We start from the raw sequence: 24533 nt of genomic DNA, 5'->3' as shown, positions 1-24533 counted from the left end.
CCGGCATTGAATGTCCAGTATGATGAGGTGAGAATATGGAATAAAGCGATGGAAGCTGTAACTATTATGGAATGGAAAGGTTGCAAGGTTCTCGATTCTCACCCGGACAAAGAGGCTTTGGCGGCATATTATGATTTCCAGAATGTTTCGGGAACTGAGGTTCCCGATTTAGCCGGTCAATATCCTGCTGTGTTTGAGGAATCGGAAGCTTCTATTTTGGATACCGAACTTGCTATTTTAGAGAAGCAACCAGAGCCTATTGCGATTAATAACGGATTCAAATTGAATGTGAACAATGGAGATGCTTATCTCGATTGTGGAGATGTGAAAGAATTGAATAATACGTCGCAATATACGATCGAGACGTGGGTAAATGTGACATTGAGCGATCTGCCCGACCGTTTTATCATCTTTAAGAAAGAGCCGACCGAAACGAATCGTATCAAAGTGCAGGTGGAGAAGAATGGCCAGATATATGTCATGCAATCCAATGGAGGCGATGGAGCATTTGCTCAGGCTCCGGCCGGCACGTATCCCGAGAGTGGTTGGCATCACATCGCATTGGTTTACGATGGGGGAAAGGGGACCAGCGGAAACGGGGCCATGATATTGTATATAGATGGCGTGGAACAATCCATATCGGATGCGACATTCAAGGGCACTACCGGCAATATGGAGGGCTCTTTTGCAGTGGGTGGTCCGGCATTGAATGTCCAGTATGATGAGGTGAGAATATGGAATAAGGCATTGGCTGCAAAAGTTATAAGCGAGTGGAAAAATTATAAGATTGGAGATTCGCATCCCGATAAAAATAATTTAGTCGCTTATTATGATTTTGAGAATATATCTGGTACACAGGTTCCCGATTTGGTAGGCAATTATCCGGCTATGTTTGAATCTAATGAGGCAGAGATATTGTTGAATGACTTGGCTTTGTATGAGAAGGACGATATTCCCACTGAAATAGAAAACTCAATTGTAGCCGAGCCCGAAACTTTACAGACTGTTGTGTCCGGTGGGGAGATTACATTGATAGCCTCTGTCCCTCAAAACGTGTATATCTATAATTTGGCAGGTCGGTTGGTTTTGGATTTGCGAATAAGTGCAGGCGAAACTGTTGTACGAGATTTGCCCAAAGGTTTTTATGTTGTGAATAGACAAAAAGTAATTCTTCGATAAAAAAGAAAGGTATGGTGATAAAAAGGCAGTTTAACAGCCTGTTTTTTATTCTTATACTTGAATGTGATTTTGTTAATTATTAAAAATATACTTATGAAAAAAATTTATTTTTTGTGTTTTTTATGCTTGTTTAGCGTAATGACAACAATGGCTCAATTATCCGGGAATAAAGGATTTAAGCTGAATATAAACAGCTATGATGCTTATCTGGATTGTGGGGATATTGCCACTTTGAACAATACCGGAGCGTATACCGTAGAAATGTGGGTAAATATCAATTTGGATGAACTGGAAGACCGATTTATCATCTTTAAAAAGGAACAATCGGACGAACGAAACAGAATCAAAGTGCAAGTGGAGAAAAACGGTCAGATAGTCCTTATGCAAGCCAGTGGAGATGGGGCTTATGCACAGACATCGGCAGGGGCATATCCTCGGAGTGGTTGGCATCATGTAGCTTTGGTATTCGACGGAACAAAAACGAGTATGGACGAAGGAGTTCTTATTCTGTATATAGATGGAATAAAGCAGAGTTTTGCCAATTCGTTTTTTAAACAACAAACAGCGACTATAGATGCCAATTTTGTGTTGGGTAGTCCGTCTGTGGCTTGTTATGATGAAGTAAGAATATGGAGTAAGTCTCTTAGTGCGGAAACCATTTCAAAATGGAAAAACTATAAAGTCCTTGATACTCACCCTGATAAAGATGCTCTGGCTGTATATTATGATTTCCAAAATGTCACTGGTACAACAGTTCCCGATTTGAAAGGGACGTATCCGGCAACCTTTAAATCTTCTGAGTCTGAGATCCAGGATATCGATTTGAAGATATTCGAAGAAGTCGGAGAGTTGACGGTCGAAAGTGCGATGGTTTCTCAAAATACGGGATATGCGTATGTCAAAGAAGAGAATATACAGTTGTTGACTTTAAAAGTCAATGCAGTGGGTGCTGGCGAACGTTATTTGACAGGATTGGATTTTTCGTTTGATGGGACAACCAAAATTTCTGATATTGTCAGTGTAAATGTTTATTTTGCAGGAGAAGATCATCTAATTACAGAAGATTCATATACATTGAATTATCAGGCGTTGAGACCCGGGAGTACCGGTAAGGTAGAGTTACGAGCAGATGTGAATGCCGAGAAGCAACTGTTAAGTGTGGGAAATAACTTCTTTATTGTTGCAGTGAGATTGAGACCAACAGCCGGTGAAATGAATAAATTGGACGGCCAAATTACAAAACTGTATTTCGATAATGGATCAGAGCTTGTACCGCAAGATCCTTCACCAGTGGGAGATATGACTATTCGTCAAATATATACGCTAGATCAAGAAGCTTATGAGAAAAAATGCGAGGCTTATAATAATAAGATCGTGTTCGGTTGGTTCCCCTGGTTTAGTGTAAATTCGATCGATAAGGTCGATTGGAAAGGTTTGACACATGTTTCGCCTATCGGATTTCAAATAGACCAAGGGAATTATGTTCCTACATTTGAGGATAAGAGTATCGATTTGAAATGGCCGTGGATCGATTTTATCAATGCGGCGCATCAAAATGGAGTTAAGGTTGTCGCTTCCATTACAGGGAATGTGCGTGATGGCGGTAATACACAGTTCTATATCGATTTGTTCTCCGATCCTCAAAAAATGAGAGCTGCCGCAGTGGCTATTGCCGAGTTTGTGGAAAAATATAATTTAGATGGTATTAACATGGATATCGAGGAATTCTATAATACGATATCGAATATTGGTCAGAAATATAATGAGCTTATCGGGTATATCGATGAAGAACTGGAAAAAATCAATCCCGATTTTGAATTATCGGTCGCTACCTATCCGGGTAATGAGGAAGGTACATGGGATTTCAAGGGAATGTTGAAAAAGTCCGATTATTTGACTATCATGATGTATAATATCGGATCGACTTTTACTTGCCCGTTGCCTGATGCAAAAAGACGTATTAAACAATTTTGGCTCGATATCGATATTCCGGCCGCAGATATAGTTATTGCTTGGCCTTATTATGGAAATCTTTTTGAAGGAGGTCGTAATGTAGGAACTGCGGTGCTTGGTGATGTTCCTAAGTATTCGAAAGACGGTAATATTACTTGGGATGAATCGGCTCAATGCAATGTATATAGATATACGGGTGAGAATGGTACGGAAGTAACGGCTTATGTAGAGGATTTAGAGAGCCTTGCGTTGAAATATGAGTATACGAAAACGGGAGGATTCAAAGGTATTGGTATTTGGGCCTTAGGCCAAGATGCCGGTATGGAGGAAGGTGCTTATGATTTGATACGTAAAAATTTCGATACGACATACGATGGTAGCGGTATCGAGGGAAATAATAGAGCATCGGACAATATCTCTATTTTCCCGGTTCCTGTACAGGATCAACTGAATGTTCGCACAGCTTCCGATTCTTCTTTTGCAACGGTAAATATTTATAGTGCGACTGGACAATTGGTCGTTAGCCAAACGATTTTTGCTTCGAGTGGTGCGGTAGATGTGGCAACTCTTATTCCGGGGTATTATATTGTACAAGTACAAACCGAAACCGAGTCGGCTACTTTCCGAATGGTAAAGAAATAAAATTATAGAGTGTTAAAAATCTCGAAAGGATACTTTGATATATCCTTTCGAGATTTTTTTAACATTTGTTTTTTATGACAAATAATCATATGTAAAATAATCCACTTATATGAAAAGAATATTGTCTATTATATTGTTTGCAGCCGGAGTGTTCGGTGTGGGACAGGCCAAAGAGCAATTGTCACCCGACCAGACATTGTGGTTTACGTCACCGGCTGAAAATTGGGCTCAACAGGCTTTACATATCGGTAATGGGTATATGGGAGCATCGTTCTATGGGAGTGTGAATAGAGAACGTTTTGACATTGCAGAAAAAACATTTTGGACCGGAGGTCCTCATTCTTTGTCTGATTTTAAATCCCCGATAATAAAAGGCGGAAAAGATAAAATAGACGAGATCCGAAAGTTGATCGTTGAGAAAAAATATGTTGAGGCAGATTCTCTTTGTCGTAAATATATGGTGGGGAATTACAGCCATTACGGATATTTCTCGATGGTTGGAAATCTTTATATTGATTTCCCTGAGTCGGAACACCCCGTAAAAGATTATGTAAGAGGTATAGACCTTTCGACCTCTCGTGGATTTGTGGAATATGTGCAAGAGGATACATATTTTAAACGGGAATATTTTTGCAGTTATCCCGATAAACTTATGGTTCTCCATTTTACTTCGGATAAAAAAAATAAGATAAACTTTAATTTGTCACAAATATTGACTTATCCGGCAAGTCAAGTAAAAAAAGAAACAGATGGCTTGGTCTTTAATGGAGTAATAAAAGGTAACGGCCTTAAATATTGTATTCGTATTAAAGTATTACAAGAAGGGGGAACAGTAAGTATAGTGAATCAAAATATTTGTATTGAGGGAGCTGACCAAGCGACGGTCTTGTATGCTGTGGACACAGAATATAAGCAGGAATATCCTTTATATAAAGGCGAAAATCCACAGAATAATACAGCTAAGATAATTAAAAATGCAGGAATTAAGGGTTATGAAAAAATAAAGAATGACCATATAGCCGATTATCAGGCTTTGTATAACCGGGTGAAATTGATTCTTAAAGGAGACGAATTATCGGAAAAATTACCTACGGACACTCGTGTACGGCAATTACAGAATGGCTTTACCGATGATTCCTCGTTGAAAACTCTATGGTTTAATTTGAGCCGCTATTTGATTATTAGCGCATCGAGACCCGGCACATTGCCATCGACCTTACAAGGAGTATGGAACACTTTTGAGAAAGCTCCTTGGAATGGAAATTTTCAAAGTAATATTAATTTGCAGGAGATGTATTGGTCTTGTGGCCCTACTCGTTTAACTGAATGTGAAAATGCATATATTAGTTGGGTTAAAGATCTTGTTGAGTCGGGGCGTAAAACCGCAGAGGAATATTATGGAACTCGGGGCTGGGTGAGTCATTCGACAGGAAATATTTGGGGGCATACAGTCCCGGGAGACGATATTCTTTGGGGATTATATCCCAGCGGAGCTGCGTGGCATTGCCGTCATTTGTGGGAACATTATGTATTTACCCAAGATATCGATTATTTAAAAAATGAGGCTTATCCGATTATGAAGGAAGCCGCTTTGTTTTGGCTTGAAAATCTTACTCCTTACGAAGGTTATTTAATAGCAGCACCTACTGTGTCAGCAGAACATGGTATTGAGATGAGGAATGGTAGTCCGGTTGAATTTTCCACAGTGAATGGGGAAGAATGTGCGAAAAAGATATTTACAGTTCCGGCATATCAGGATATTGTGATGATATATGATTTGTTTTCTAACGTTGTAGATGCAGCAAATGCACTTCATGTAGATAAGGAGTTTAGTAAAAATATTACTATTGCAAAAGATAAACTTTATCCTCTTAAAAAGGGAAAATACGGTCAACTGCAAGAATGGGTTGCCGATGTCGATAATCCTCGGGATCATCATCGCCATATTGCCCATTTGTATGGAATGTACCCGGGAAATATGATTTCATATACTTATACGCCGGAGTGGGCTAATGCAGTGAAAAAGTCTCTTGAAATGAGAGGCTTTGGAGAATTTGGAGATCGTTGGCCTCATACCGGAGGAAACTGGTCTGCTGCTTGGAGAATCGCGTTATGGGCTCGATTGCATGAGGGGAATACAGCTATGTATATTTTCAACCGGTTGATAAAAGAAAATGGATATGAAAATATGATGTCGAACCAGTCTGGTAATATGCAAGTGGATGCGACGATGGCCACTGCCGGATTATTTGCCGAAATGCTTTTACAATCTCACGACGGATTTATCGATTTATTACCGGCATTACCGACAGAATGGCCGGAAGGAAAGATTACGGGGCTGGCGGCTCGGGGAGGATATATAATTGATATAGAATGGAAAAATGGGAGTCTTGTGAAAGCGGAGATCAAGATGTCGAAAGGCTCGATTTTTCCGGTCGTTAAGGTGAATGGAACATCAATATCTGATGACGATTCCCGTATAATCGTAAAGCAGTTGTAGAAGTAGGGTTTATAGTAGGAAAAAGACCTCCCATAGTTAAATATGATGGGAGGTCTTTTTATTTTAAAAGAAAAGGGTTATAATTGTTTGGTACAAATTTTATTCTTGGTATTACAGGATTATGAAATTTGTGGAGTCATTTGGTTTTTGTTATTACTGAATAATCGTTTGTTTGTTGTATCTCTACAATAGAGATTAATAGATATAGAATATTATCATTTTTATGCTCCTCTAATCGGTATTTGGTAAAATACCAAAATTCTCGGCAAATATAGTGAATAGAGCAGACCAATTGTCACTCTATCTTTGCCATATCGATAATAACATGAAAAATAATGGAGAATATGGAAATTGTATTTCCCCGATTATTCTTTACGGGGAACCGATTATTGGGAGAGAGAGTCGAGAATGTGAGCCGTACTCTGGGAGATTTGCGTGGTATTTTTGCCGATGTCGATGCTTTTTCTCGTATGCCGCAGAATATGCCGGCTTATGAGGTGAGTAGTTTTTTGCCGGAACAGGAGGGTACTCCCGGCGGATTATATTTCGGGATTACTTATTTGCATCCGGGAAAAGTGGGAAACGAGTACTTCATGACTAAGGGACATTTCCATGCGAATATCGATCGGGCGGAATTTTATTGGGGGCTTGAAGGAGAGGGCATGTTGATTTTGATGGACCAGTTGCGTCGAGTGTGGGCCGAACGGGTTTTTCCCGGGAGCCTACATTATATACCGGGTGGTGTGGCTCACCGTATGGCAAATACGGGAAATACTTTATTTTCTTTTGCAGCTTGTTGGCCGTCTGATGCAGGGCATAATTATCGGGAAATTGCCGATCATGGCTTTGCAGCCAGATTGTTGGAGGTCGATGGGAAGCCTCAATTGATAGGAGTATAAAGTTATGGGGGGAAATTATAGCGTCGCAATAGATTTGGGAGGAACTATCATAAAGATAGGTTTGATATTGGATTCTGAGATTGTTCGGTTTACCACAATCTCTTCGGATTCGGTGAGGGGTTTATCTCACATGCTTCCCAAGATGGAGCATGCAATTGATTCATTGTTGTCTGAGGAAGGAATATCTTCGACGGATTTGGTATCTATCGGATTGGCGTTTCCGGGTATGGTGAATCCTGTCGAATGCAGAGTGATTTCTACCAACGACAAGTATGACGATGCTTGTGATATCGATCTCTGTCATTGGGCCGATAGTCGTTGGGGCGTTCCTTTCGTATTGGAAAACGATGCCCGTCTTGCTGTCATCGGAGAGTGGCTCTACGGTGCAGCGAAAGGTACGGGAAATGTGGTAATGATGACTATCGGTACAGGAATAGGAACCGGTGTTATATTAGATAGCAAACCGTTGGTGGGGCATCATCATCAAGCTGGTTCCTTAGGAGGGCATATGGTTGTCGATTATCGTGGAAGACGTTGCAGCTGTGGAAATATAGGTTGTGTAGAGGCTATGGCTTCTTCATTTTTCTTGCCGGATATTATTCGGTCTAACGAACGTGTATCGCCAGATTTTAAGATTGCGGCATCCGATATGGATTTTAAACAACTGTTCGGTTTAATGAGACAAGGCGATGAGAATGCTATTATTATTTGCGAAGAGTGTATGAATGTATGGGCAGCTGCCATTGTCTCTTACATTCATGCTTATGACCCTGAGGTAGTTGTTCTGGGCGGCGGAATCATGAGAAGTGCGGATATTATTTTGCCTTATATCAATAAGTGGGTCGAGGATCGAGCTTGGACTCCTATCGACCGGGTGCATATTGTGCTTTCCGAATTAGGAGACAATGCCGCTTTATTGGGATTGAATTATTATTTGACAAGTGTAAAGAGGAGAAGAAATGAAAAAGTATTCAAATTATAAATCTAATTATGATAAGTATCCGGTTGTACAGGTATCGGAAACATCTGAAAATGTTTGTTGGCAAGGTTGGCCGGAAATTGTATCGCAGTTGAACAAGTCGTTGGAAAACGTTCATAAACCGGTGAAGGTATTGGTTGTCGAATGTTATCAAGGTGTTTATGACGAGGAGGTAAAATCGGTGTTGAAGGGACAACTTCCCCATACATTATGGTTGGACGCTTCTTCGGCCATGAAAACTTCGGAAGAGATCAATTCGTTTTTGAAGTCCGATATAACCGATGATGAGATTTTCGGTTATATGACTCGCTATCATATGGATTGTTATTTCGATGAAAAGAAGATTGCCGAGTTGCGTGAAAAGGTTGCCGGTATATCTGCCGGTGTTGTAATCGTATATGGCGTAGGGGCTGCTTACGTGATGCCCGAAAGCGATGTATTGGTATATGCCGATATGGCTCGTTGGGAAATACAGATGCGTTTTCGGAGAAACGAAATTTCGAATGTCGGTGTGGATAATCGCATGGAACGGGCTTCGTTGCAATATAAAAGAGGCTTTTTCGTAGATTGGCGCATTTGCGACCGTTTTAAGAAAACGTTGATGAACAAATGGGATTATGTCTTGGATACGAATGTGATGGGCGATCCTAAGATGGCGACAGCGGCAATCGTGGATGCTGGTTTGAAAAAGGCTTCGAAATCTCCTTTTCGAGTAGTTCCGTTTTTCGATCCGGGTCCGTGGGGCGGTCAATGGATGAAGGAAATATGCGATTTGGATCGTGAAACTCCCAATTTTGCATGGTGTTTCGATTGTGTCCCTGAGGAGAATAGTTTGTATTTGGGCTTCGGAGAAGTCCGTTTCGAAATACCGTCTATCGATTTGGTATTTTCTTATCCGCGTGAGTTGTTGGGTAACCCGGTTTACGGACGTTTCGGGGACGAGTTCCCTATTCGGTTCGACTTCTTGGATACGATGGACGGCGGTAATTTGAGCTTACAGGTGCATCCGCTGACACAATATATACAAGAAAAGTTCGGTATGCATTATACCCAAGACGAGAGCTATTACATTCTCGATGCCGAAGAAGATGCTTCGGTTTATTTGGGAGTGAAGGACGGTATCGTACCGGAGGAGATGATAAATGCCTTGACCGAAGCACAACATACAGGGCATTTCGATGCAGAAAAGTATGTCGGGAATTATCCAGTGAAAAAGCACGACCATGTACTTATACCTGCGGGTACTGTCCATTGTTCGGGGCGCAACAGTATGGTTCTTGAAATCAGTGCTACTCCTTATATTTTCACCTTCAAGTTGTGGGATTGGGGGCGTTTGGGATTGGACGGCCGTCCCCGACCTATCAATATCGGGCATGGTAAACATGTGATCCAATGGAATCGTACGGAGCCGTGGGTTCGCCGTGAAATTTATAATAAGATAGATAAAGTGGCCGAAGGAGACGGTTGGATTGAAGAACATACCGGTTTGCATGAATGTGAGTTTATAGAAACTCGTCGGCATTGGTTTACCAAGCCAGTTCTTCACAAAACAGATGGAAGTGTGAATGTGCTGAATCTTGTCGAGGGACGTGAAGCTATCGTTGAAAGTCCCACCGGCGAATTTGATCCGTTTGTCGTACATTATGCCGAGACATTTATTATACCGGAATCGGTGAAACAGTATACGATACGGCCTTATGGAGAGTCGGAAGGAAAACAGTGCGCTACAATAAAAGCTTTTGTTAAACATAATGTATGAAAAGATATGGAATTCAATCCCGGTTTTGATATAATTCCTACTGTAAATCCTATGGGATTTAAATATGGTGCAGATGTGTTCGGTCCCCAAGTGGAGAATCGTTATTTGCGAGATATTCGGGGAAGTTTATCCGACCCTCAGTGCGATGGCCCTGAAATCGTTTATTCCATAGCTATGGACGTGGGGAAATGTAAACACAGAGAAATGCTCGAACGGATGCATTTGCTTTATGGGGTCGTGACCTATGCTGCCGGTCGATTGGGTAAAGAGCCTATTCGCAGTCAAGGTCATATCCATTGGGTTTCTAAATATAGCGGTTGGTCTACTCCTGAGGTTTACGAAATATGGACAGGAGAGGCTATCATTTACATGCAGGAATATGCCGAAGATAATCCCGGTCGTTGTTTTGCCGTGTATGCTAAGGCCGGCGATGTGGTTATCGTTCCTCCATATTGGGCTCATGCGACTATTAGTGCTAATCCTGATAAACCTCTTACTTTCGGAGCGTGGTGCGATAGGGAGTATGGTTTCGAATATGATGGCGTACGTCGTCATAAGGGAATTGCTTGGTTTCCGGTTTTTAACGATGAAGGAAAAATAGAATGGCAGGCGAATCCTTGTTATCAACCATCGGAACTTATTTGTAAATCTCCGGCCGAATACCCTGAACTGGGCATTGTGAAAGGAGAGTCTATTTACCGAACTTTCGAGAAGTCGCCAGATACGTTTTTATATGTTCCGAACCCCGGATTGAAAGAAGAGGTTTGGAAGAATTATGAACCTTGATTTTAGAATAAATTAAAATTGGATATGATGAAAAATACAATTATTTATGTAATAGCTGTTATCGCTGCGACCGGAGGCCTGTTGTTCGGATTCGATACCGGTGTTATATCGGGGGCTATACCTTTTTTCCAAAAAGATTTCGGTTTGGATAATTCCATGGTGGAATTAGTTACTTCGGCGGGATTGGTGGGTGCTATTCTTGGCGCTTTGTTTTGTGGAAAGATAACCGATATATTGGGACGTAAGGTAGTTATCTTAGCTTCGGCGGTTATTTTTACGATCGGTGCTCTTTGGTCGGGATTTGCTCCCAGTATCGAGCAGTTGATTATAGCCCGTTTATTTTTGGGAATAGCGATCGGGGTATCGTCTTTTGCAGTACCTCTTTATATAGCCGAGATTTCACCGGCTAATAAACGGGGCAGTTTGGTCTCGATGTTTCAATTAATGATCACGATAGGAGTGTTGGCATCCTATTTATCGGATTTGATGTTTGCCGATGAAGGCGATATGTCGTGCTGGCGTCCTATGTTTTATATCGGAGTCGTTCCGGCTTTAATTCTGTTGATAGGTATGGCATTTATGCCAGAGAGTCCACGCTGGTTGATAAGCAGGGGGCGAGATGAAGAGGGAAAATCGGTGTTGGCTCGTATCGAAGGGAATGAGGCAATGGAAGATTCGTACAAGACCATCAAGAATGAGCTGATAAAAAGTGAAAAAGATAAGTCGGGTATTAAAGAATTGATGAAACCGTGGCTGCGTAATGCCGTAATTATCGGTGTGGGGATTATGTTCTTTCAACAATTCGTAGGTATCAATACGGTTATCTATTATAGTCCCAAGATATTCTTGATGGCCGGTTTCGATGGGGCGGTTTCGGCTATTTGGGCGGCGGTCGGTGTTGGAGTCGTCAATCTGTTGTTCACTATTGTTTCGGTCTATTTTGTCGATCGCTTGGGACGAAGAAAACTATATTTTACAGGTTTGACAGGTATTTTTGTCTCTCTTCTTTTACTCGGTATCTGTTTTACTCATTTTTCTTATCTCGGAGAGATGGGTAAATGGTTGTCTATTATTCTCGTGTTCGTCTACGTCGCTTTTTATGCGATCAGTATCGGCCCGCTCGGTTGGCTCATTATTTCAGAAGTATTTCCTCAGAAAGTAAGAGGCCTCGGTTCTTCTTTGGGCTCGTTATCGGTTTGGGTGTTCAATACAGTGGTAACGTTTACATTCTTCAAAATAGTGAAGGCGTTCACTGTAGAAGGTACTGAAATTTATTTGGACGGAGAAAACTTGGGGAATCCGGCAGGTGCTTTTTGGTTTTATGCGATAGTAGCTCTTGCCGCAATCATATGGGGATATTTCTATGTTCCCGAAACCAAAGGCGTGACATTGGAGAAGATAGAGGAGTATTGGAGAAAAGGAGGAAAGCCCCGTCATTTGAGATAAAAAATAATGGTAAATATCCAAAAAATAGATTGGTTTTATTTATTATGGTAAGATACCATAATTCTTGGCTAATATGTTGGAAAGGCAGTATTACCAGATCATCTAATTTAGCATCACGTAAGGATATTTCTTAACCCAATACCATTTTTTGCAAAATGAAAAAATAACATGGAGAAAAACACGTTGCTATGACAAGGAAAAAACAAAGTAAAAGAGGTTTGAGAGTATGTTGCCTCATGGGGTGTATGGTACTCTTGTTTTCCCAACCGTTTGGGATTTCTGCACAGCAGACAGAGCAGGGCGGTCCCGGTAAAGTTTCGGCCGCTGATTCGCAACAGTTTATTTCGGGAAAGGTTATAGATGCTTCGGGCGTACCTATTATAGGTGCGACAGTCCATTTGAAAGATAGTAAAAATGTGGCTGTGACCGACATGGACGGTAATTTCTCGATAAAATCGGATCAAAAAAATCCAATACTTAGAGTTTCTTATATCGGTTATGATGCCGTGGAAACGGGTGTTAAAGGGAATAAATCTGTACGTATCGTTTTGAAAGAAAATACCAAAGCACTCGATGAGGTTGTCGTTGTAGGTTATGGAACGATGAGACGTTCAGATGTTACGGGTTCTATATCTTCTGTAAAAGGAAGCGAACTCGTAAAGAATTCGACTTCTAATGTGGTACAATCTTTGGCCGGAAAAATGTCGGGTGTACAGGTGGTTCAAAATTCCGGAGCTCCCGGTGGAGATGTTTCTATTTTGATTCGCGGTGTCGGTACGATTAACGATGCGTCTCCTTTGTATGTTATCGATGGAGTTCCCGTAAATGGCGGTATGTGGTATATAAATCCGGCAGATGTAGAGTCTATCGATGTTCTTAAAGATGCTTCCGCCACTGCTATTTATGGTTCGCGAGGTGCAAACGGTGTAGTTATGGTTACTACTCGTCAAGCCAAAGAGGGAAGAACAGAAATTAATTTAGATTATAGTTTCGGTATTCAACAATCTGCAAAGACGTTCGATATGCTGAATGCATCACAATATGCTGCTTTACATAATGAAATGAGGTCGAATGCGGGTTTATCGTTGAATCCGTTGTTTGCCGACCCTGAATCTCTCGGTGCTGGTACGGATTGGCTTTCTCCGTTATTCCGTACGGCTCCGATGCATAAAGTGAATCTTTCTATTTTGGGCGGTAATTCCAAGATTAATCATGCGACATCGGTGGGTTATTATGCACAAGACGGTATTATGAAAAATTCGGAATTTAACCGACTGAATCTTCAATCCAATATATCGTCACAAATATTGAGCAATGTAAAGGTAAGAGCAAACGTAAACCTAAGCGCCGAGAATCGTCGTACTCAGCCTATATCGACTGTTATTCAGAATGCTATGCGCATGTTACCTTCCATTTCTATTTATGACGACGAAGGTAATTATAACGGTCCTACCGGGAATGCCGAGTTGAATGGAGATGCTTTGAACCCTGTGGCTATCGTAAACGAACAAAAGTATCGTATGAAAGGATTCAGAATGTTATCTAATATTTCGGCCGAGTGGGAGATCATCGACGGTTTGGTTGCTAAAACTACCGGAGGTGCGGAACTGGGATATGAGTATAATAACAATTATATACCTAAATACAAATGGGGTAATAAAGAGCAGACCAATACCTCGCAATCATTGTCTTCGGCTTATGAAGAGTTGTATTTGTGGGATAATTCACTTACTTATGACAAGGTATTCGGCAAACATAAATTGAATGCCATGATAGGAACTTCTTACCAAGAGTATAAGAAGGAATGGATGTCTGCTGCCGGTACGGGACGTGCCAGCGAGATGACGACGGAATTGGATAATGCGACGAAAGCTACTGATGTGGGCGGTAATTCTTATTCTTGGGCGTTGATGTCGTATATGGGACGTGTTCATTATTCGTATGACAACCGATATTTCTTGACGGCAACTTTCCGAGCCGATGGTTCTTCCAAGTTCGGAGCCGATAATCGATTCGGGTATTTCCCTTCGTTTTCAACAGCATGGAATGTGTCTAATGAAAGCTTCATGCAAGATGTCCCCTGGATATCGATGTTGAAATTGCGCTTAGGGTATGGATTGACCGGTAACCAGAATATCGATGCGTATGCATTTGCCGATAAGTTGGAAGTGAACGGCGTTTATAATTTCGGTTCGCAACGAGGATTTGAGTCGGAACAAGTATCGCTTATATACCCGTACAAACTATCCAATCCGTCTATTAAGTGGGAGTCTGTCGAACAATACAATGTCGGGTTGGATATAGGTTTCTTGAATGACCGAATTATCGCTAATGTCGATTTCTATTTAAAGAATACTAACGATATGCTTACCAAGAAGCCTGTTCCTCAAACTAGTGGAACATCTTTGGAACAAGCCGATTGGCCTCCTGTGAATATCGGTAAGGTGAGGAATAAGGGTATCGAGTTTAATTTGAATACTCGCAATTTTGTCGGAGAATTTACTTGGGAAACCAACTTAAATATGACTTTCAATAAGAATGAGGTTTTGAAATTGGGCGGTCCCGAAATCCTCAGCGGTGTAAGTTTGATTCGGGAAGGTCTGCCTATCAACTCTTTCTATGGTTATAAGATGGGTGGTATCTATCAGACACTGGACGAAGTCTTTGCGGGGGTTCCTATGGAAAACCGCGCTCCTGATAAAGCATCGCATAATTCTCAGGTCAATACGTCACCGGGCGATATTTGGTTTGTCAATGTGAATGGCGATGATGTAATCAATGATTTTGACCGAACAGTTATCGGTAATCCTCAACCTGATTTTATTTTTGGGTTTAACAATCAATTCGGATATAAGAATTTTGATTTGAGTATATTTTTCCAGGGTTCGTACGGGAATGATATATGGAACGGCGTAAGAGTGTCTCATGAGGGTATGGAGAGTACTTATAACCAATTTACCTCTACATTGAATCGATGGAATGGGGAAGGATCCAGCAATACGATGCCTCGTGCTATTTATGCCGATCCGAACCGAAATAACAGAGCTTCGACTCGTTGGGTAGAAGACGGTTCTTATCTGAGGTTGAAAAATCTTACTTTCGGTTATCGTTTTACTCAGGATTGGTTGAAAAAGATCGGGGCCAAATCATTACGGTTGTATTTGAGTTTCGATAATTTGTGGACCTTGACCAATTATTCGGGTCTTGACCCTGAGGTGGGTCTTTGGGGATTGGACTATGGAATTTATCCTACTTCCCGAGTCTATATGTTTGGAGCATCTGTAAAATTCTAAATCTTTCGAATCATGAAAAGGACAATTATATCTACTATATCTGTTGTCGTTCTTTCGACTGTCTTGTCGGGCTGTATGGATAAACTCGAAATATTGCCGAACGACCAAATCATTACCGAAAACTTTTTCGAGGAGGGTTCTCCCGAAGAGATAGAGAGTGGTGTCAATTCTATGTATCAGCGGTTACAGAGTTCGTATATGTATAATTTGCGAATGTGGACATTGGATATTGTCGCCGGAGAGGGCCGTGTTGGAAATGAAGCCGGTGGAAACGGTCTCGAAACGACGCAGTTGTCTAACTTCACAGCGACCAGCGATAACTCCGGGGCTAAGGAATTATGGCGCGGACCCTGGGCGGGAATCAGTCGAACGAATTGGATTTTGACGAATATCGATAAATCTCCGAAGATTTCTGACGCAAAGAAAACTCAATACAAGGGAGAGGCTCATTTTTTAAGAGGGTTGTATTATTTCAATCTGGTACGGTTGTTCGGCGATGTGCCCTGGATAGACAAGCAACAGACTGCAAGCGATGATTTGCAGGTGTCGAGAACATCGAAAGATATAGTTTACCAGCACATCATTGATGATTTTTCTGATGCGGCATCGATGTTACCGGCTGTTTATGAAAATACGACCGACATAGGACGTGCGACGAAAGGGGCTGCATTCGGGTTACTCGCAAAAGTTTATTTGACATTGAAACGGTACAACGAAACTTTGGTTGCTATCGATTCGGTGATGAATCTTGGAGTTTATTCTCTTAATCGGAAATATGAATGGAATTTCAGCGATTTGCGCGAAAACGGTCCAGAGAGTTTATTTGAGGTTCAGTATGAAAAAGATGTGACAGCATACAGTGAATTTGATATATTGGGACAAGGAGGGTGGCATCACGAATATATGGCTCCTTTGGCAAGTATCAATATTGGAGGACCGTGGGGAAATTTCGGTTGGTTTGCTGTTTATCCCGAATTTGTAGAGAGCTATGAACCCGGCGATTTGCGTAAGTCGGTTTCTGTTTGGTGTGAAGGAGATGTCTATCAGGGCTGGTCTTACGATCCTACTTGTTCGCAGACGGGTCATAACGTGAAAAAGTTCTTGTGTGAAAATATAGGTGTCGACCGGGCGATGGATAGCCCACTTAATTTTCCGGTATTGCGATTTGCCGATGTTTTGTTGATGCAAGCAGAAGCGTTGAATGAGTTGGGTCGTTCGTCCGAGGCGGCTGCTCCGGCATCTTCCGAGAATGATGGCGGTCCGTTGAATCGAGTACGCGTGAGAGCTGGTTTGCCTAATGTGACCACTACCGACCAAGTAGAATTGAGAGAAATTATCAGGCATGAACGTCGTATGGAATTAGCGTTCGAGGGTGGACACCGATGGTTCGATTTAGTTCGATACGATAACGATGGCGAATATGCAAAGACATTTTTCCAAAGTATAGGTAAAACTAATTTTACCACACCTAAGCATTTGCTGTTGCCAGTACCTATCGACGATATAGATGCCAATCCTAATTTGTTGCCTAATAATCCGGGGTACTAAAATCGGGATTAGTTTTCCCATAGAGAGAAAAAGTATTGAGCGAAAAGCTTGTTTGATGTAAAAAATGTAAATCATGAAAATACGAATTCTAACATTATTGTTTTCTGCTTTTATCATAGGAGCGAGTTATGCTCATGACGATCTTGTGTATAGAACCGCTTCGGAGTGGAGCTTCGATGCTGGAAATCAGTCGACTATTTCGGAAACGTACGGTTCGGTATTCTTGGGCGGGGCGGTGGTTGCCGATTATAATGGCGACGGAATTCCCGACATTTGTGAGATAGATACTTCGGGCGAAGAGATACGTTGGATATGGAAACTGGGTAACGGCAACAATGAATGGAGCGAGATTGAGGCTATAACGTTTGGAGAAACAGCTACCGATAAATGTGCGGTAGGTGATTTTAACGGTGACGGGAAAGCCGATATTGCCGTGATGAGATCAGGCTCTTCTTTGGCTACGTGGTATATAGATTATGCTCCATGTGACGGACAGTTCGATGAAAAGGGGCGATTCGGTTTATCGGGCGATATTCCGTTGTCGGGCGATTTCAATGCCGATGGAGTAGATGATATTTGCGTATATCGCCCCTCTTCCGGTACTTGGTATGTTTGTTTTGCCGATATCTCAGGGTATCCAGAGTTCGAGAGCCATTTGGCTATTAATGGAGTTTTGTTCGGAACGTCAGGCGATATTCCTTTTGTGGGCGATTTTGATGGCGATGGGTATGACGATATGGCTTTGTTACGAGCATCGGAGAACCGCGTGTTGGTTAATCTATATGATCGAAAGAAACCTAAATATGAGCATTATGCCGATCTAAACGGTGTCGGAGTTTCTGATTTGGAGATTACTGTTCCAGTACAGAATGTAGTGGCTGTTTCGGCGGCAGACATTGATTTGTCCCGTCCTAAATCATTGCCTTTGGCTACGCAGGAAGAGGTGGGATCAGAGGTAAATCTGCGACATGGCTGGACTTGTATTTTCGATAATTCTCTTGATGTGGATAAATGGGCTGCTGCGTTGCAATATGCGGGTATCAATACATTGGAATATCACCCGTGGATGAGAGCTCATGAGGAGGTTGCACCGGAGACCGAAACATGGAATACGTATGTCGGTGATGACCGTTTGTGGACCAGCAAGGCTATGATGAAACAGAAGGTAGAGAAGTTTCGATCGATAGGAGGGCGTTCAATTTGTTATACAGGTATTTATGCCAGTACACCAGCATTTGCTCTTGCACACCCCAGTTGGGCCATGAAAAATGAGGCTGATAAAAGTTTCATGACATACGGGGGATCTTATCTGTATTTAATGTCTACTAACGAGAATGTGAACGCTCCTTATGAGGTGAACGGAAAGAATTATAAGAGCTTTAATGAATATTTCATAGCGCAGGCTGTTGCTGCTCAACAGGAATATAATTATGACGGTTATCGTTGGGACTGGTATGGTTTGCCTGAAACGTATGTTTGTGACGGATTGGCCGGTACGGGAAATTTTTCTTATGAAATGGCACAATTTGTCAACCAATTGGATATTGCTGTTAAGGAAGTAAGGAGCGATGTTACTACTACGGCATTGCAACTTCCTTCGACTAGTGGAAATGTGCCCCATTTGACGACGGGAGCAGTGGTCAATCATCAGTTTATGGAACTTTGGCCGTATGGTACGGGAACAAAATATAGTGACCTGTATCGTGATATTTATGATGCTAAATCGCGTTATCCCGATAAACCTGTGTTCGCTAATTTTTATCCTCCGACGGAAATGAATTTATCGACCAGTTGGCCGGTTGAAAACATAGATTATCAATTTGCTACCTGTCTTTCGGCAGGAGGATACCCGTCTGCGCAGGTGGTCGACGGTGTTGCCGGATTTACCGATCCTGTACCGTTTCATGCCGTAAATTATCCGGCAAGCGTACTCGAACGTATCGCCCAGTGGAATAAATTTGTCGCTGCTTATGGTGCTTATTTCTATTATTCGAATCCGGCTTATCTTATTACCGATTATGTCCGGGGAGACTTTACGGTTTCGGGGAGTAATAGTGGAGTGTTCGGGACGTTGAAAAAGCGTTATGATAAAAGGACACGTGAGATAGATGCTTTTGTCGTGGATCTTGTGAACTATGGTAACAGCCTAGATTTACGTTGGGACGAAGTTAATACAGTTCCTTCTTCTACACAGGTTTCGGTTTCATTTACTTTGCCCGATGGTTTTGTCGCAGATAAACTGTATTGCATTACTATCGACGGAAGAAACGAAGTTCCCTATTCCTTGAACGGCAATAAAGTGGAGGTTTCTCTTCCATCGGTGTCGGTATTTGCTTCGTTGGTACTGACTTCGACAAAATCGCAAGAGCTCCCTTCGGAACCGAGCGGGGTAGGAAGTATGCCAGAATTGTTTACATTCGGTTATGATGCGAAAGGTGAGACTTTAAATAAAGATGAGGCTACCTATATCCCTGTTATGCAAGAGGGGAAACCTTATGTAGTAGCCAGCGAGTTCGGCGGGAATGTGGCTGAGTGGTATGAAATCACAGATGCTTATCAGGGAGAATCCGCTATTCGCGTGACTGCCGGTGATATTCGGTTCAATACGACGGACAACGGAGCAATTCGGATTCCTATCGAAAAATTCAACCGGTTCAAACTTGCTGTTCGTTCGAATAATACGACTACCTCATGGTTCGGATTCCGGCTATTGAAACCGTCTGAAACATCGTCTGTGTGGGAATCGAGGGACTTGTATTATCGCATAGGTTATAGTCAGCCTAATATCGCTTATATCACATTGACTCCTGTGAAACCGCAGAACGGAGTATGGGTAGAATATGAGCGGGATATTTTGAGCGATGTGATTGGTCTGTGGGGTGCGGAATGGGCAAATGCGATCGTAACCGATGTGCATTACGGACCGGTAGATAGAAATAGTGCAGACTATGATAACTTGATTTTTATGTCGCCCGATTATAACAGTGGAATCGATAATCAAAAAAAAAACGATAAAATAAAGTGTTGGACTGAAAACGGCAGAATATGCATTGAAGTTTCCGATTTTTATCGGGGGAAAGAGTTCCGTCTACAAATTACCGATTTGTCGGGGCGGGTAATTGGTATGGAAGACTGCATTGTAGATAGTTATCGATTATTATCCGAGACGATACTTTCGATGCCGGGTGCATATTTTATACAGGCCATAGATAAAGAAACTGATGTGACGGTGCTGCAGACCCGTTGCATCGCAAATTAAAATAATGTATAACAATAAAAGTGATTACCATGAGAAAAATTGTCTTTTTATTAACAGCTTTATGCTTATCCATGAGTGCATGGAGTCAGGACGGGTTGGTATATTGGTCGCAAGCCGACGGTTACAAATTCGATTTTGATTTAGATGGAACGGTAGATTTTTCGTTACCGACACAAACGACTGATAAAGCTATTTCGCAAGTATTTGTGTTCGATGCGAATGGCGATGGGTATTTCGACCTTTGTGAGCTCGATTTAAACGATAATCTCATTAATTGGATTTTTTATTATAATGATGGGAATAATAACTTCGTAGACCCTCAAACAGTCATATATGGCATGTCGGAAGGAGATAAAAAATTGGCCGGAGATTTTAATGGTGACGGTATCGGCGATGTGGGTATCCGTCGCGATAATGAGTTTGGCCTTTGGTGGCTGATTACGTTCCAAGCGATGGCTCCTGATGTAAACCAACAGTTCGGAATTAGCGATAAAGACTTATTGGTTGCCGGAGATATGAATGGAGACGGGCAGGACGATATAGTGTGCTATGATAAGGGTTCTTGGTTATGCTCTTTTACTCCGTCAGATACGGAATATAAGACTCCCGATTTTGTCTCAAAAGATGTGCAGGTGACTTTCGGTACATCGTACGATATACCTGTGTTGTGCGACGTGGACGGTGACGGGTATGCCGATATGGGGTTGTGTTCTGTCGATGACGAGGAAGTTAGTTTTAATCTCCATAGTGCGACGAAAACTGCAAATAACGGATATAGCAGCGATAATGGTCGAGGTACTTTCGATAAGGTTGTACTTATGCCTTCGGGTATAAATCCTACTTGTGTATGTGCTGTAAAGAGTAAAGGAACGACCGGCATCGAATCGGAGCATGCCGTGGCAAATGTCAGTGTATATCCTACCTTAGTACGGGCTGGGGATTCTTTTACCGTGAAAGGTAACGATGTGACGAAAGTGAAAATATACGGTATGATGGGACAACTTGTTAAGGAAATCGATACCGACGGTAGCATGTCGACGGTTGTCGTTTCGGTTGATGGTTGGGCTCAGGGAACATATTTTGTTTGTTGCGAAAGTGAAGGTGCCGTTTCTTCGTCTAAATTAATCGTTCAATAAGTGAATTGAGTCTGTATGAAAATCTATTTGAAATATATATTTCTGTTTCTTATTGCCGGGAGTATCTTTTCTTCGTGTAACCAAAAAGATGAGAAGGTGTATTCTTTTTGGGCACTTCAAAATAGGGCGACGGGAGAATATTTGTATGAAGACGACGGCGAATGTAAATTCAGCCGTGAAAAGCAAGGCGATAAGTCTTTGTGGAAAATAGCGGCTGCTGAGGGCGATCATGTTTGTATCGTAAATAAGAAGAGTGGTAGATATTTGTCTCTCGATAATGGGCAGGTCGTTTGTTCTGTGGTCGATCAACCGGTTACCGAATCTGCCGAATGGTACTACGGGAATTTCGATTTTGTTACTCAAACTAATAGCGGCTGGTACACAATTTCGAATCGTTCGGCCGAGTCGAATTTGCATTTGGTGGAAAAAGATGGTACACTTTGCATGCAGGATAACGCAAACAGAAATACCGATTTTTCTGCCCATTGGACTTGGGTGAGAGAAGAGGGTACGCCTTTGCCTTATTCTTTTACTCCCGATGGAGTTACGGATGCTTCTTTTTTGGGAATACGAACGGCTAAGGCTATTTCTCCAACCGAGATACACTCCGATTATCACGGAGAGAAAGTATGGAAATTATCTCAGGATATTTCGTCTTTTCCGAAATTTTCCACTGAAAACAATTTGTTGATAGAGGCTCTGTACAATATGGCATTGGAAGAGATGTTGATGGATGTGCGCAGCGACAGCACATTTAGGGCCGGCGCTCTTTGGCCCGATACATGGACTCGTGATGCCGTGTACAGTATATGGTTCAGCTATGCATGGATTATGCCGGAAGTGTCTCGGAAAACTCTCGATAAGCAGACTCTTCGTAATCCTCGCGAGGCCTTGCAGGACACAGGTAGCGGAGGTTCATGGCCTATATCGACCGACCGTGTGGTGTGGGCACTCGCTGCTTGGGAGTACTATCTGTACACAGGAGATAGTTCGTGGCTCGAAGGTGCTTATGAAGGTTTGAGTTATACGGCTCGAAAGGACATTCATGTAGCATTCGATAAACGCATAGGGCTGTTCAAAGGGGAGACTTGTTCGATGGACTGGCGTACCCATACTTATCCGAATTGGTTTACCAATGTGACGATAGGCAGTTCGTTTTCTTGTGGAACAAATGCGCTGCACATGTTCATGTATGAGTTTTTGTCGAAGGCAGCCGGAATACTTGGTAAACCGGAAAGTGAGAAAACATATTGGGAAAGTTTCAGGAATGTGTTGAAGGATTCGATAAACAAACATTTCTGGAACGAAGACAAAGGTTTATACGAGTGTTACTTGTATCCCGAAATTTCGGGGTATAAGGCTTCGGAACGGGTCGGTGTCATGTCGAACGGACTGTGTGCTGTTTTGGGAGCGAGCACCGATGAGCAAATTCGCCGTATGGTCGGTAATTTCCCGCTATATCCATACGGGGCTGCTGTTCTTTATCCTTCTATTCCCGACGATTTTGCATACCACAATAAAAGTATTTGGCCGGTTTGGCAAACACCGTATATGTATGCGGCTCGTCAGGTGGGCAATATATTGGCAGTGGAACACATGGCGGCTTCTTTAACGAGAGCTTCGGCTCTTTTCCTGACACATAAGGAGAATATGACTTACGACACCGGATATGATCGGGGTACAGCTTTGAACTCGGATAGGCAACTGTGGTCGGTTTCTTCCTATATCAGTTTGGTGTATAGAGTTTTGTTCGGCATGAATTTGACGGAACGAGGAATCGCATTTAATCCTGTCGTACCCGATATAGTGAACGGCTGGCTTTCTTTGTCGGATTTCCGCTATCGCGATGTGACGATAGATATAAAGGTATCTGGAAAGGGAAATCGGGTGAAATCGTTGAAAGTCAATGGCGAGAAACAAGCATTGCCTTTTGTCCTTCCAGCCGATAGTAAGGGGGAATATTCGATCGAGATAGAAATGATGATCGATGAACCGAAAGGCAAAATAAATTTGGTGAAGGCTGGACCCGGGAAATGTTGGTCGCCGGTAGAACCTGTTTTGGTATTGAACGGTTCGACTCTAAGTTGGAAGGAAGAGGAAAATATGAAGTACTACCTTCATTCCAATTTTTCTGAGGTGGATAAACTGGTAACCTCTCCTTACGATTTAATTGGGGCTCCCGATGGATTTTATTCGGTTTATGCTGTCGATGAAAAAGGATTTGCATCGGATATGTCCAATGCGGTTGTTTATTCTACTTGGCAATCGGTTTGTGAAGCGGAGCAGAGCTCTCATTCAGGAACGGTTTCTAATCTTCACAAAGGATTTTCGGGGAGTGGCTTTGTTATCGATTTGTTTGCACGTCCGGCTAATGTGAAGTTTCAGGTACAAGTCCCCGAGGCCGGCGATTATGCCATAGCCCTTCGGGGTGCTAACGGACACGGGCCGCATGGTACATGGTGCGCCATACGTTCGGTGGCAGTGGACGGAAACGACGCCGGTACATTCATTTTGGAAGCAACAGGCGATTGGAAACAATGGTTGGATTCCAATTATATTGTTCTTCGAGGGTTGAATGCCGGAGAACATACGGTGTCGCTTTCTATCGATCCTGAGAAGAAGGGATATGACTTTAATATGTCGCATGGACGGGAAGACGCTAATGATTGCCATATCGACTGTTTAAAGTTGATTCGACTTTAATAAAGTCTTATTGTTTATTTAGGAAAGAGAATATCTTGCTATGCAGGGTATTCTCTTTTTGTTTTTAACGGACTTTTTATGATCCTGCCAAAAAATCTATTTGTCGGCAGTTTAATCATTGGAAAAATAAGAAAGAATATTTTTAAATTTAAAAAAATAATTCCTATATTTGACTAATAGATTGTTCGAAACTTTATGGCGATAATATAAATTTCAATATGGAAATGAAAAGAATATTTTCGGTCGTCGTCTGTGCTGTGGGAGTTTTTTTCTCCATGACAGCCGAGAGCAAAGACGGATGCTTAAAAAGTTACGTATCGGCGGACAGTTTGCTCCTGTACGAATATTACGAAACGTATGTTATGATTCGGCCTTTGAACTATCTACGGATATTTCCGGAGCAGAAAGCTGTTGCGCCGGACTGGTTTCATTATCGGGACAGGGTGATAGA

13 protein-coding genes and 1 pseudogene are annotated in these 24533 nt (G+C 42.1%); all 14 read left to right on the top strand.

Features of this window, described 5'->3' with window-relative positions; genetic code table 11:
* Positions 1-1179, top strand: a 1179-nt coding sequence (locus QVD32_RS10235) for a LamG-like jellyroll fold domain-containing protein (RefSeq protein ID WP_353847100.1), incomplete at its 5' end; no start/stop codon positions are given.
* Positions 1180-1272: 93 nt separating this feature from the next.
* Positions 1273-3774, top strand: a complete 2502-nt coding sequence (locus QVD32_RS10230; RefSeq protein WP_118687284.1) for a glycosyl hydrolase family 18 protein — start codon at positions 1273-1275, stop codon at positions 3772-3774.
* Between the two features lie 109 nt (positions 3775-3883).
* The gene (locus QVD32_RS10225) at positions 3884-6274 is read left to right on the top strand and encodes a glycoside hydrolase family 95 protein (protein ID WP_195491149.1); all 2391 of its coding nucleotides are present in this window, start codon (positions 3884-3886) and stop codon (positions 6272-6274) included.
* Between the two features lie 335 nt (positions 6275-6609).
* Complete coding sequence (locus tag QVD32_RS10220; protein ID WP_046414614.1) at positions 6610-7173, top strand: glucose-6-phosphate isomerase family protein; 564 nt, start codon at positions 6610-6612, stop codon at positions 7171-7173.
* Positions 7174-7177: 4 nt separating this feature from the next.
* Complete coding sequence (locus tag QVD32_RS10215; RefSeq protein WP_118687282.1) at positions 7178-8155, top strand: ROK family protein; 978 nt, start codon at positions 7178-7180, stop codon at positions 8153-8155.
* On the top strand, positions 8133-9911 hold the full coding sequence (locus tag QVD32_RS10210) for a class I mannose-6-phosphate isomerase (protein ID WP_118687281.1): 1779 nt from the start codon (positions 8133-8135) through the stop codon (positions 9909-9911). The genes QVD32_RS10215 and QVD32_RS10210 overlap by 23 nt, the downstream gene beginning before the upstream one ends.
* Before the next feature lie 6 nt (positions 9912-9917).
* Complete coding sequence (locus QVD32_RS10205; RefSeq protein ID WP_046412671.1) at positions 9918-10697, top strand: glucose-6-phosphate isomerase family protein; 780 nt, start codon at positions 9918-9920, stop codon at positions 10695-10697.
* 27 nt (positions 10698-10724) lie between these two features.
* Positions 10725-12143: a sugar porter family MFS transporter gene (locus QVD32_RS10200; protein WP_040296073.1), complete on the top strand. Its 1419-nt coding sequence runs from the start codon at positions 10725-10727 to the stop codon at positions 12141-12143.
* Between the two features lie 188 nt (positions 12144-12331).
* Entirely contained in the window at positions 12332-15436 is a 3105-nt protein-coding gene (locus QVD32_RS10195; RefSeq protein WP_118687280.1) for a SusC/RagA family TonB-linked outer membrane protein, read from the top strand.
* Between the two features lie 12 nt (positions 15437-15448).
* On the top strand, positions 15449-16984 hold the full coding sequence (locus tag QVD32_RS10190) for a RagB/SusD family nutrient uptake outer membrane protein (protein WP_021892683.1): 1536 nt from the start codon (positions 15449-15451) through the stop codon (positions 16982-16984).
* A gap of 73 nt (positions 16985-17057) precedes the next feature.
* Positions 17058-20243 carry an FG-GAP-like repeat-containing protein gene (locus QVD32_RS10185; protein WP_021892682.1) on the top strand — a complete coding sequence of 1062 codons (3186 nt, stop codon included), beginning with the start codon at positions 17058-17060 and terminating at the stop codon, positions 20241-20243.
* A 29-nt stretch (positions 20244-20272) separates the two neighbouring features.
* Positions 20273-21379: a T9SS type A sorting domain-containing protein gene (locus QVD32_RS10180; protein ID WP_008861588.1), complete on the top strand. Its 1107-nt coding sequence runs from the start codon at positions 20273-20275 to the stop codon at positions 21377-21379.
* 15 nt (positions 21380-21394) lie between these two features.
* Positions 21395-24082 (top strand): alpha-L-rhamnosidase-related protein, encoded by a 2688-nt coding sequence (locus tag QVD32_RS10175; protein ID WP_021892681.1) that lies wholly within the window; start codon positions 21395-21397, stop codon positions 24080-24082.
* Positions 24083-24300: 218 nt separating this feature from the next.
* Positions 24301-24533: pseudogene (locus QVD32_RS10170) on the top strand (hypothetical protein); the annotation flags it as partial.

This window comes from Barnesiella sp. (genome assembly GCF_022723415.1).
GTDB lineage: Bacteria > Bacteroidota > Bacteroidia > Bacteroidales > Barnesiellaceae > Barnesiella > Barnesiella intestinihominis.
Note: the sequence above shows the minus strand (reverse complement) of the source record. Positions and strands in the feature narration are given on the sequence as shown.

Excerpts from the sequence above, each read along its gene's own strand:
- QVD32_RS10230 (WP_118687284.1), top strand. The coding sequence starts at position 1,273 with ATGAAAAAAATTTATTTTTTGTGTTTTTTATGCTTGTTTAGCGTAATG.
- QVD32_RS10225 (WP_195491149.1), top strand. The coding sequence starts at position 3,884 with ATGAAAAGAATATTGTCTATTATATTGTTTGCAGCCGGAGTGTTCGGT.
- QVD32_RS10220 (WP_046414614.1), top strand. The coding sequence starts at position 6,610 with ATGGAGAATATGGAAATTGTATTTCCCCGATTATTCTTTACGGGGAAC.
- QVD32_RS10215 (WP_118687282.1), top strand. The coding sequence starts at position 7,178 with ATGGGGGGAAATTATAGCGTCGCAATAGATTTGGGAGGAACTATCATA.
- QVD32_RS10210 (WP_118687281.1), top strand. The coding sequence starts at position 8,133 with ATGAAAAAGTATTCAAATTATAAATCTAATTATGATAAGTATCCGGTT.
- QVD32_RS10205 (WP_046412671.1), top strand. The coding sequence starts at position 9,918 with ATGGAATTCAATCCCGGTTTTGATATAATTCCTACTGTAAATCCTATG.
- QVD32_RS10200 (WP_040296073.1), top strand. The coding sequence starts at position 10,725 with ATGAAAAATACAATTATTTATGTAATAGCTGTTATCGCTGCGACCGGA.
- QVD32_RS10195 (WP_118687280.1), top strand. The coding sequence starts at position 12,332 with ATGACAAGGAAAAAACAAAGTAAAAGAGGTTTGAGAGTATGTTGCCTC.
- QVD32_RS10190 (WP_021892683.1), top strand. The coding sequence starts at position 15,449 with ATGAAAAGGACAATTATATCTACTATATCTGTTGTCGTTCTTTCGACT.
- QVD32_RS10185 (WP_021892682.1), top strand. The coding sequence starts at position 17,058 with ATGAAAATACGAATTCTAACATTATTGTTTTCTGCTTTTATCATAGGA.
- QVD32_RS10180 (WP_008861588.1), top strand. The coding sequence starts at position 20,273 with ATGAGAAAAATTGTCTTTTTATTAACAGCTTTATGCTTATCCATGAGT.
- QVD32_RS10175 (WP_021892681.1), top strand. The coding sequence starts at position 21,395 with ATGAAAATCTATTTGAAATATATATTTCTGTTTCTTATTGCCGGGAGT.